The organism is Spirillospora sp. NPDC000708, from assembly GCF_040299565.1.
Taxonomy (GTDB): Bacteria; Actinomycetota; Actinomycetes; order Streptosporangiales; family Streptosporangiaceae; genus Spirillospora.
In genome coordinates this window covers 1-9,433 of sequence record NZ_JBEPCJ010000175.1, presented here as the reverse complement: position 1 = coordinate 9,433, position 9,433 = coordinate 1, and the positions used below count along the sequence as shown (strand labels likewise).

Annotated in this window: 6 protein-coding genes and 2 riboswitches; of the genes, 5 read left to right on the top strand and 1 reads right to left on the bottom strand. The window is 74.9% G+C overall.

Annotation, left to right across the window (positions count from 1 at the left end; all coding sequences use genetic code 11):
* Positions 1 to 1,589 (bottom strand): DEDD exonuclease domain-containing protein (locus ABT299_RS51495; RefSeq protein ID WP_500255342.1); only part of this gene is annotated, 1,589 nt, incomplete at its 3' end.
* Positions 1,590 to 1,885: 296 nt separating this feature from the next.
* On the opposite strand from ABT299_RS51495, the gene ABT299_RS51490 reads away from it, so the two are divergent.
* From ABT299_RS51490 to ABT299_RS51470, 5 genes are all read left to right on the top strand, one after another.
* Positions 1,886 to 3,148 carry an NYN domain-containing protein gene (locus ABT299_RS51490; RefSeq protein WP_347257099.1) on the top strand — a complete coding sequence of 421 codons (1,263 nt, stop codon included), beginning with the start codon at positions 1,886 to 1,888 and terminating at the stop codon, positions 3,146 to 3,148.
* A 194-nt stretch (positions 3,149 to 3,342) separates the two neighbouring features.
* Positions 3,343 to 4,389, top strand: a complete 1,047-nt coding sequence (locus tag ABT299_RS51485) for a C40 family peptidase (RefSeq protein WP_347257098.1) — start codon at positions 3,343 to 3,345, stop codon at positions 4,387 to 4,389.
* A gap of 503 nt (positions 4,390 to 4,892) precedes the next feature.
* Positions 4,893 to 5,094, top strand: a riboswitch (cyclic di-AMP (ydaO/yuaA leader).
* Positions 5,095 to 5,318: 224 nt separating this feature from the next.
* Positions 5,319 to 5,461: riboswitch (cyclic di-AMP (ydaO/yuaA leader) on the top strand.
* A gap of 17 nt (positions 5,462 to 5,478) precedes the next feature.
* On the top strand, positions 5,479 to 6,465 hold the full coding sequence (locus ABT299_RS51480; protein ID WP_500255341.1) for a CHAP domain-containing protein: 987 nt from the start codon (positions 5,479 to 5,481) through the stop codon (positions 6,463 to 6,465).
* Between the two features lie 66 nt (positions 6,466 to 6,531).
* On the top strand, positions 6,532 to 7,881 hold the full coding sequence (locus tag ABT299_RS51475) for a hypothetical protein (protein ID WP_500255340.1): 1,350 nt from the start codon (positions 6,532 to 6,534) through the stop codon (positions 7,879 to 7,881).
* On the top strand, positions 7,878 to 9,290 hold the full coding sequence (locus ABT299_RS51470) for a M48 family metallopeptidase (protein WP_500255339.1): 1,413 nt from the start codon (positions 7,878 to 7,880) through the stop codon (positions 9,288 to 9,290). Before ABT299_RS51475 ends, ABT299_RS51470 begins: the two co-directional genes overlap by 4 nt.
* Positions 9,291 to 9,433: the final 143 nt, after the last annotated feature.

The following is a 9,433-nucleotide window of genomic DNA, read 5'->3' as shown; positions in this document are numbered from 1 at the left end:
ACGCCTCGGGGGGGGCCGCGGGCCGGCGGGATGAGGGTGTCGGCGGTGGCGTTGCGGGCGTCGAGGCCGGGGCGGGGGTGGCCGCGCGGCGGGACGGTCCCCGCCGCGGCGAGCCGCCCGTACCGGACGACGGACAGCTCCCAGCCGCCGTCGAAGCCCGGCCGGGCGGCGACGAGTTCGGGGAGCCGGGCGAGCGCGGTGAGGCGCTGGCCGCGGGCGGCGGCGCGGACGAACGCGGCGAGCCGATCGCGCTGCGCGGCGGCCTCCTCGTACCGCAGCTCGGACGCGAGCCGGTCGATGCGGACCTGCGCGGCGGCCACGACGGGCCGCACGTCGCCCTCCATGATCGCGCGGGCGGTCTCGGCGTGCACGGCGTAGGCGTCGGGCGACTCGCGGCCGTCGCAGGGCGCGCCGCAGCGGCCGAGGTCGGCGAGCGCGCAGGTGCGGGCGCGGCCGCGCTCGATGAGCCGGACGGTGAGCCGCTGGGTGCACTGGCGCAGCGGGACGGCCTCGTGCAGCGCGGCGCGGGCCTCCTCGGCCTGCCGCCGGGACGAGATGGGGCCGAGGTACCGGGCGCCGTCGTCGCGGCACTCCCGGACGATCGACAGCCGCGGGAACGGCTCGGCGGTCAGCTTCAGCCAGATGGCGCGCTCGGGGAACTTGGAGCGGCGGTTGTAGCGGGGCTTGTGCTCGGCGATGAGCCGCAGCTCGCGGACCTCGGCCTCCAGGCCGGTGGCGCAGACGATGGTGCGGACGCGCTCGGCGAGGCCGACCATCTCGCGGACGCGCCAGCGGGTCTCCGAGCCGGTGAAGTAGCTGCGCACGCGGGAGCGCAGGTCGCCGCTCTTGCCGACGTAGAGGATCTCTCCGGCGGCGTCCTCGAACAGGTAGACGCCGGGCGCGCTCGGCACGTCGTCGGCGAGGTGGCGCTTGCGGCGCTGCTCGGGGGTGGGCGCCTTGGCGAAGCCGCGCAGCTCCTCCAGGGAGGTGACGCCGAAGGAGCCGAGCCGCTCGATGAGGCCGTGCAGGACCTCGACGGTGGCGCGGGCGTCGGCGAGGGCGCGGTGCGTCGGCTCGGTGCGGGTGCGGAAGAACCGGGCGAGGGTGCCGAGCTTGCAGTTGGGCACCTCGTCCTTGCCGAGGACGCGGCGGGCGAGGTCGACGGTGTCGACGACGGGGAACGCGGGCCAGGCGTACCCCTGGGCGGCGCAGGCGGCCTTGAGGAAGCCGATGTCGAACGGGGCGTTGTGCGCGACGAGCACGCAGCCGCGGGCGAACTCCAGGAACGCGGGGAGCACCGCGTCCATCCGGGGGGCGGCGGTGACCATCGCCGTGGTGATGCCGGTCAGCGCGGTGATGAACGGCGGGATCGGGCCGCCGGGGTCGACGAGGGTGCCGAGCTCGCCGAGCTCCACGCCGCCGCGCACCTTGACCGCGCCGATCTCGGTGATGGCCGAGTCGGCCGCCGAGCCGCCCGTGGTCTCCAGGTCGACCACCACGAAGGTGACCTCCGCCAGGGGGGTGCCGAGGTCGTCCAGGGTGCCCTGGACCGCCCGGACCTGCCCCTGGACCTCGTGCGCAGCCGTCATGCCCGCGACCGTAGAGGACGCCACCGACAGAAGGCCGGGCCGCTAGGGTTGGGGGCGCGCCGGCGCGTCCCGCCGGGCGGGGGCCGCGGGGGACGTCCAGGGGGAGCTTGGCGCGTTCCGTCCGATGCCACGTTCGTGCTGGTTAGGCTGCGTGGTGCTCGGGAAGAGACAGCCCACCGGCGGCGCAGCCCGGAAGGAGCGGGATCATCGACAGCGGCCCCGAAGCGAGCCCCGGCGGCCCGGAGCCCGGACGGCGACTGGCAGGGCCGCTGCCGGAGGCCGTCCGGCTGAGCGTGGTGGAGGCCGCCGCGGAGCTGATCGGCGCGCTGCCGCCGGACGAGGTGCCGGTGCCGCTGCGCCGGTTCGCGCGGTTCGAGCGGCGCAAGCGGGCCAAGCTGGCCGGGCAGCACATCGCCGCGGTGCTGGAGAAGGATCCGGACTTCCGGGGCCGGGTGGCGGAGCCGCTGCGGGAGGCGCAGCCGGACCTGGTCGAGGCGGTCGAGGGCGGCCGCGTGCCGCCGGCGGCGGACCCGGTGCGGGTCGCGGTGGTGGCCTACCTGCTGCGCCCGGACGGCTGGACGGAGCTGGTCGAGGCGGCGCGCGCGGAGCTGGAGCGGTCGGCGACGGCGTCGGAGGAGGAGGCCGCCGAGCGGCGCGTCGCGGCGCTGAAGGAGGAGCTGGCCGCGGCCCGGTCGGCGCGCGCGTCGGAGGTCGACAAGCTGCGCGCGGAGCTGCGCGACACCAAGGCGGAGGTCGCCGAGCTGCGGCGCAAGCTGCACGACGCGCGGACGCGGTACCGGGCGGCGCAGGAGCGGGCGGAGACGCTCGCGGCGGAGACGGACCGGGAGCTGGCGGCCGCGCGCGAGATGTCCGCGGCGGCCGACAAGGAGCTGCGCAAGCTGCGGTCGCGGGCGGCGCAGGCGGAGGCCGCGGCGGAGGCGGCCAAGCGGGCGGCGCGGGAGGGCCGCAACATCGACGACATGCGGCTGCGGCTCCTGCTGGACGCGCTGGTGGACGCGGCGCAGGGGGTGCGGCGGGAGCTGGCGCTGCCGTCGACGATCGCGCGGCCGGCGGACGCGGTGGGCGCGCTGGAGCCGGACCGGCTGGCGCACCGGACGCTGCCGGGGCGCGCGCTGTCGGACAGCGACCCGCAGCTGCTGGACCGGCTGCTGACGCTGCCGCAGGTGCATCTGGTGGTGGACGGCTACAACGTGACGAAGACGGGCTACGGGGAGCTGCCGCTGTCGGACCAGCGGACGCGGCTGCTGTCGGGGCTCGGCGGGCTCGCTGCGCAGACGCGCGCCGAGGTGACGTGCGTGTTCGACGGCGCGGAGCTGGACGCGCCGGTGGCGATCTCCGCGCCGCGCGGGGTGCGGGTGCTGTTCAGCCGGCCGGGGCAGACGGCCGACGAGCTGATCGGCGAGCTGGTGCGGGCGGAGCCGGACGGCCGGGCGGTGGTGGTGGTCTCCTCCGACCGGGAGGTGGCGGACGCGGCACGGCGCGCGAACGCGCGGCCCTGCCCGTCCACGCTGCTGCTGCGGCGGCTGGGCCGGTCGTGACCCGCAAAGACTCCGACATTTTGGGAGAATCTCACCATTTTGCCGCCTTGATCGTGCGCTCCGTGATCTTGCCGACACGGAATGTACGCAAATAGGGTTGAAGTCAATCAGATAGTGACGAATTAGTTGTGACGGTTGTGGCCCCTCGCTAATGTCGTCCGCTGACGTAGTGGACGAGAGGGGCGAATCGGACCGTGACCAACGATCTCATCGGGGAACCAGCGCGCTCGCGCGACCGGAGAGCCGGCTCGACGGGGATAGGGGTCACCCGCCGCCTGGCGGTCACCGCGTGCTTGGCGGCGACCGCGTCCTTCGCGTTCCCGCCCGTGGTGGCGCACGCCAAGCCGAAGCCCACGCACGCGCAGGCGCAGAAGAAGCTCGACCAGCTCAACGAGGAGATGGACAAGAAGGTCGAGCAGTACAACCAGAACACCGAGAAGCTGAAGATCGCCCAGAAGAAGCTGGCCGCCGCCAAGAAGGCGTCGGCGGAGGAGCAGGCCTCCTTCGACAAGCAGCGCTCGGCGATCGCCCAGATGGCCGCGGACGCCTACAAGAACGGCGACTCCACGGACGTCACCGGCTTCGTCGGCAGCGGCGACCCGCAGTCCGTCCTCGACCAGGCGGCGGTCTTCACCCAGCTTTCCGAGCAGCGCAGCTCCCAGCTCACCCAGTTCCTGGCGACCGCGCAGCGGCTGCGCCGCGAGCAGGCCCAGGCGCAGAGCGCCTACAACGACGTCAAGACCAAGCACGACGAGCTCGCCAAGGCCAAGAAGGACCTCGACAAGAAGGTCCGGGAGGCCAAGAAGCTGGTCCAGCAGACCGGCGGCGGCGCCTCCAGCGGCGGTTCGAGCGGCGGCGGGACGGGCGGCACCTACAACGGCCCGGCCAGCGGCTCGGCCCGGACGGCGCTCAACTTCGCCTACGCCCAGCTCGGCAAGCCGTACTCCTACGGCGCGACCGGTCCGGGCTCCTACGACTGCTCGGGCCTGACGATGCGCGCCTGGGAGGCCGCGGGCGTCAACATCACCCGCACCACCAACTCCCAGTGGGCGGCCGTCAAGCACGTCTCCCAGAGCGACCTGCAGCCCGGTGACCTGGTGTTCTTCAGCGGGCTCTCGCACGTCGGCATGTACGTCGGCGGCGGGAAGTTCATCCACGCCCCGCACACCGGCGACGTGGTGAAGATCAGCTCTCTGTCGGGCTACTACACGTCGAACTTCTACGGCGCGGGACGCCCCTGACGATCATGTGAACGGCCCCCCGCGCGGGGCCGTTCGCTCCCCCCGATGGCAACGGACCAGGGCTGACCTGGTCCGTTGTTGATTTTGGGGGGGTTTGCCTTCTGTTGGGGCTTTGGTACCTTGTCACCACCCAGGCGCCCTCCAGACGCACTGGTCACGCGGCGCCCTCCAGACGCCGCGGCCCCACGCGGCACACCGTCACGGCGGCCGCGGACCGGGCGGCGCGCCCCACGCGCCGTCCCCCAGGGCGGCACGATCCACGCGTCGCCCCGCGGCACCGGGAGAGCGTGCCGCACCGGTCTCTCCGAGACCCGGCCGGCCCGGCCCACCGTGCGCACGCCGACAGCGTGCATGGCGCTGAGAGCGCGCCACGCTGGACCACACAGGGCTCCGGCCCGGGCGGTCCCCCGGACAAGGGGCCGCCGCCATCACAACATCAGCGCCGCTCTTTCGCACGCGGGACAAAGGGTCCCGCGCACGGGCCCCATGACGCCCACAGGATCGCAGCGGCAGCGCCGAATCCGCGCCGTGCGGCGCGGAACCGGGGACCCACCTTCACCGGAGTCCGGAGCAGTTCCGGACGGACATTCCGGTACCCGGGGTGAATCGGTGCGCCTCTTCCGGCACGACCGGTGAGAGCCGCCGTAGGGCCACTTCCACGCCCGAACCCGACAGCTAACCCGGTAGGCGTCTGGAAGAAGGAGTGAACACTGTCCACCTACCCTCAGCAGAACGCCCCGCCGCGGCCGGATGACGGGCCCGGACGGGCCTCCTAGCCGAACGGCACCAATCTCTCCGGGCGCGGCCGTCCGCTGAGCGCACGGCCGCGCCCGCCCCCTCTTTCTCTGCCTCTCCGCGGGCGCGACGACAGCGCCCCCTCCCGAGAGGACCCCCATCCGAACCGGCGTGCCCGCCCCCGGGCGCGCCACCGCCGAGTCCGTCCCGTGCCCGCGTGGCCGGTGACGGAGCCGGGGACCCACCCATGTCCCCTCGGGGTGAATCGGCCTGCCCGCAGGCCGTAGGGCGGCTTCCACGCCCGAACCCGTCAGCTAACCCGGTAGGCGGCATGGAAGCCAAGGAGATCCCCCCGTGGCAGGCAAGCACCGCAAGGCAAGCCCCACCAGCGACACGACTCCCATCACCCCCGTCAGAAGGACCCCCGCGCACCACGCGGCCCCCGCGAAGAAGGCGGGCCGCGCGGCCGGGGCCGCCCCGGCGCCCAGGGTGATCACCGCCCAGGTCCTGCCCGAGGCACCGGACGCCGGCGGCGAGACCGCCCACGCGGCGGCGGGCGGCCGGCACCGCAAGAGCGGGCGCGCCGTCGCCTGGCGCACCACCGGCGGCGTGATCATCGGCGCCGCCGTCCTCGGCACCGCCGTGGCCACCGCGCAGGCGTCGGTCCTGCCGTTCGGCGGGCCGGAGCCCGCCAAGCCGGCCGCCGCGGCCGACCTGGCCGTCGCGCCCGCGCCGCAGAAGCACGTGTCCCCGCGCCGGACGCCCCAGGCCGAGGCGCCCGCCAAGGCGGCGCCCCGTCGCAGCACGGCGAGCGCGCCGGAGGCCGCCGGCCCCAAGGAACGTTCCAAGAAGTCCCGCCCGACCGCCGAGGCCGCCATCGAGCTCGCCCGCTCCCAGGTCGGCACGAGCCCCGACGGCAACGGCGACACCAAGTTCGGCGACTGGTACGAGGGCACTGAGCGCGCCAAGGAGACCGTCGCCCGCGACGGCGGGTCCGTGCAGGAGTACAGCGACGCCGAGTGGTGCGACATGTTCATCTCCTGGATCGGCGACAAGCTCGGCTTCACCGACCAGATCGGCAGCGACGCCTGGACCGTCGCGCACGCCCAGTGGTTCCAGGACAACGGCCGCTGGGGCGACGCGCCCAAGCCCGGCGCGATCGTCTTCTTCTCCTGGAGCGGCGGCAAGTCCGCCGACGACATCCAGCACGTGGGGATGGTCATCAAGGACAACGGCGACGGGACGATCCAGACCGTCGAGGGCAACACCGGGAACTCCGTGCAGGTCAAGGAGCGTTCGACGGACACCGTGGTCGGCTACGGCTACCCCGACTACGCCTAGTGACCCCGGACGGCGACACGGCGCCGGTGGCACCGCTTCCACGGAAGGCTCAATAGGATCGCGCGCATGGAGGACGGCCCACCGCAGGACGGCCCCGCCGAGGACGAGGGGCACGACGCCCCCGGAACCCGGCGGGGCGGTCCCGTCCTTCCGCGGGACCTGTGGGCGCGGCCCGGCGCCGTGACGCGGCGCCGGGCCCTCGCGTTGGGCGCCGGCGGCGCCGCGCTGCTGGCCGCCGGCGGCGCCGGGGTCCTCGGCGCACGGTCCAGCGGGTCCCGGGCCGCGGCCCGCACCGCCCGGCCCTCCGCTCCGTTCGATCCGGACACGGCGCGCGCCGTCCTGGCGAACCGGTCCCGCGCCGTCGCGGCCGGCGACCGCACCGCCTTCCTCGCCACGGTCTCCTCGGCGCCCGCCGCGTTCCAGGACGCCCAGGCCCGGCTCTACGACAACCTCCGCAGGCTGCCCCTGGACGGCTGGACGGAGCGGTTCGCGGGCACCGAGTCGGCGAACGCGGAGGGCGGCGCCGCCGTCGTCCGCGTGGAGACCCGGTACCGGCTGCGCGGCTTCGACCGCGGCGACGTCGCCCGCGCCCGCCACCTCACGTTCGCGCCCCGCTCCGGCGCCTGGACGGTCGTCGGCGACGGCTCGGCCCTCGGCTACCACGACGACGCCGAGATCTGGGACGCCGGACCGCTGAGCGTCGTCCGGGGCCGCGCCGGCCTCGTCGTCGGCGACGGCGGCGGGCTGAAGGGCATCGCCGAGCGCCTCGACGCGGCCGTCCCGGTCGTCACCGGCGTCGTCGGGAAGGGCTGGGCGCAGCGGGCCGTCGCGCTGGTCCCCGCCGACGAGCGGCTCGCCGCCTCCCTCGCCGGCCCGGACGAGAGCCTCGGCCAGATCGCCGCGCTCGCCACCGTCGCGCCGTCCGCGGGCGGCGGCCGCGGCGAGGACCGCGTCATCGTCTCCCCCGGCACCTTCGGCCGGCTCAACGAGCTCGGCCGCACCGTCGTGCTCACCCACGAGCTGACCCACGTCGCGACCGGCGGCGCCACCGACCACACCACCCCCCTTTGGCTCATCGAAGGGTTCGCCGACTACGTCGGCTACAAGCACGCGAAGGTGAGCGTCCGGTCGGCCGCCAGCGAGCTGCGCCGCGAGCTGCGGTCGGGCCGGGTCCCGTCCGCGCTGCCCGCCGCCGCCGACTTCGCCGGCTCCTCCGACCACCTCTCCCAGGCGTACCAGGAGTCCTGGCTCGCCTGCCGGATGGTCGCCGGCCGGTACGGTGAGGCGACGCTCGTCCGGCTGTACCGGGCCGCCGGGCGGGCCTCCGAGGCCGCCGCGCTGCGCTCCGTGCTCGGCCTCACCCGGGACCGCTTCGTCGCGCTGTGGCGCGACTACCTGAAGAAGGAGCTCACATGAGCGAGGGAGACGGCGGCGAGCCGTCGGTCGCCGAACACCCCCGCCGCCCGGACGCCGGCCCGGACGGCCGCGCGGCCGCCGGCGGGACGCGGGGGCCGCGCCGCGCCGCCGCCGTCGCGGCCGTCCTGCTGTTCGCCGGCGTCGCCGCCGTCCTCGGCCTCACCACCCCGTGGAACCCGCTGCCCGGCCACGTCCCCGGCGGGCACGTGCGGGCCGACCCCTCCCTCGACTTCACCCCGCGCGAGATCGCCCGCGCGAAGGCCTTCGACGGCGCCATCAACCCGCCCGCCTACTCCGGGCTCGTCGTCGGCCTCGCCGTGGTCCTGGTCCTCGGCTTCACGCCGCTCGGCTCCCGGTTCATCGGCTGGACGACCGCGCGCGTCCGCCGCCGCCCCCTGCGCGTCGCCGCCGCGGCCGTCGCCCTCACCACGCTGCTGCGCGTCGCCGGCCTCCCGTTCGACATCTGGAGCGAATCGGTCCTGCGCCGCTACGGGCTGTCCACCCAGAGCTGGCCCTCGTGGGCCGTCGACCAGCTCAAGTCCCTCGGCGTCACCTGGGTCATCTACACGATCGCGCTGCTCCTGCTGTACGCGGTCGTCCGCCGCTTCCCGCGCTACTGGTGGACGGGCGCCGCCGGGGGCGGGTTCGTGCTCGTCGTCGCGGTGTCGTTCATCTACCCGGTCGCTGTCGAGCCGGTCTTCAACAAGTTCCACTCGCTGCCCGCCGGCCGGCTGCGCACCGACCTGCTCGCCATGGCGAAACGCGACGGGGTGCCGGTCAAGGACGTCCTCGTCGCCGACGCGTCGCGCCGGACGACCTCGCTGAACGCCTACGTGTCCGGGTTCGGCTCGACGCGCCGCATCGTCCTGTACGACACGCTGCTGAAGTCGCCGCGCCCGCAGATCGAGTCGATCGTCGGGCACGAGCTGGGCCACGCCAAGCGCAACGACGTACTGTGGGGCACCCTCGTGGGCGGGCTCGGCGTCGCGGGCGGCCTGTGCCTGCTCTACCTGCTGACGACGTCGCCGCGGCTGCTGCGCCGCGCCGGCGTCGACCCGGACGTCCCCGCCGCCCGCGGCGCCCGGAGCACCGGCCCCGCCGACCCCCGCTCCATCGCGCTGGTCCTCGCGCTGGTCGCCGCCGGGACGCAGGTCGCCGCCCCGGTGCAGAACCTCGTGAGCCGCCGCATCGAGGCCCGCGCCGACGCGCACGCCCTCGGCCTCACCCGCGACCCGTCCACGTTCGTCGCGATGCAGCACGAGCTGTCCGTCCGCAACATCGACGACCCGGACCCGAACTGGGCCGAGTACCTGCTCTGGATGACCCACCCGTCCGGCCCCGACCGCATCGCCATGGCCCGCACCTGGTCCAAAATGCACCACGTCCCCATCCCGCCACCACTGCGCTAGCCCACGCCCCCACAACAAGCCCACACCCAACCCCAACCGCGACGGTAAGAACCCCAGCCACCTCACGGGCAGGCACGCGGAGCGAGCGCCAGCGAGCGCAGCGGGCATGCCCGACGACGGGCAGGGTGTTTCGCGCGGAGCGC